This window comes from Massilia consociata, assembly GCF_042432755.1.
GTDB classification, from domain to species: domain Bacteria; phylum Pseudomonadota; class Gammaproteobacteria; order Burkholderiales; family Burkholderiaceae_D; genus Telluria; species Telluria consociata.
This window is the reverse complement of sequence record NZ_JBHLWP010000046.1, coordinates 1-745: the sequence shown is the minus strand read 5'-3', so window position 1 is coordinate 745 and position 745 is coordinate 1. Positions and strand designations below refer to the sequence as shown.

Annotated in this window: 1 protein-coding gene; it reads left to right on the top strand. The window is 61.3% G+C overall.

All coding sequences use genetic code 11. The features are described from left to right. A partial coding sequence (locus ACFFJK_RS22850; protein ID WP_379681955.1) for a reverse transcriptase domain-containing protein occupies positions 1 to 745 on the top strand: 745 nt, incomplete at both ends.

Sequence of the window (745 nt, the reverse complement as noted above, 5' to 3'; positions counted from 1 at the left end):
GACGCGGTGCTAGCCGCTCAGGCTTACGTCCAATCCGGGCTGAGGATCGTGGTAGACGTGGACCTGTCGAAGTTCTTCGACCGGGTCAACCATGACATTTTGATCGACCGCCTGAGGAAACGCATCGACGACGCCGGAGTGATCCGGCTGGTCCGTGCCTATCTGAACAGCGGCATCATGGACCATGGCGTGGTACAGGAGCGAAGCGAAGGAACGCCGCAAGGCGGGCCCCTGAGTCCGCTGCTTGCCAACGTGATGCTCGATGAAGTGGACAAGGAACTGGAACGGCGCGGCCATCGCTTTGCGCGCTACGCCGACGATGCGAACGTGTATGTGCGCAGCAAGCGGGCGGGTGAGCGAGTGATGACGATCCTGCGGCGCTGCTATGCCAGGTTGCACCTCGTGGTCAACGAAAGCAAGAGCGCCGTGGCCAGCGTCTTCGGCCGCAAGTTCCTCGGTTACAGCCTGTGGGTGGGGCGTGGGGGCGAAGTCAAGCGCAAGGTGGCGGAAAAGCCACTGCAGGCGTACAAGCAACGCATCCGGGAGCTGACCTGCCGATCCGGCGGGCGCAGTATGGCCGATGTAGTGCAGGGACTTCGTTCCTATATGTTGGGTTGGAAAGGGTACTTCCAGCTGGCGCAAACCCCAAAGGTATGGCGAGAACTCGATGAATGGCTGCGTCACAGGCTGCGGGCTATCCAGCTCAAGCACTGGAAGCGCGGAACCTCCATGTATCGGGAACTGC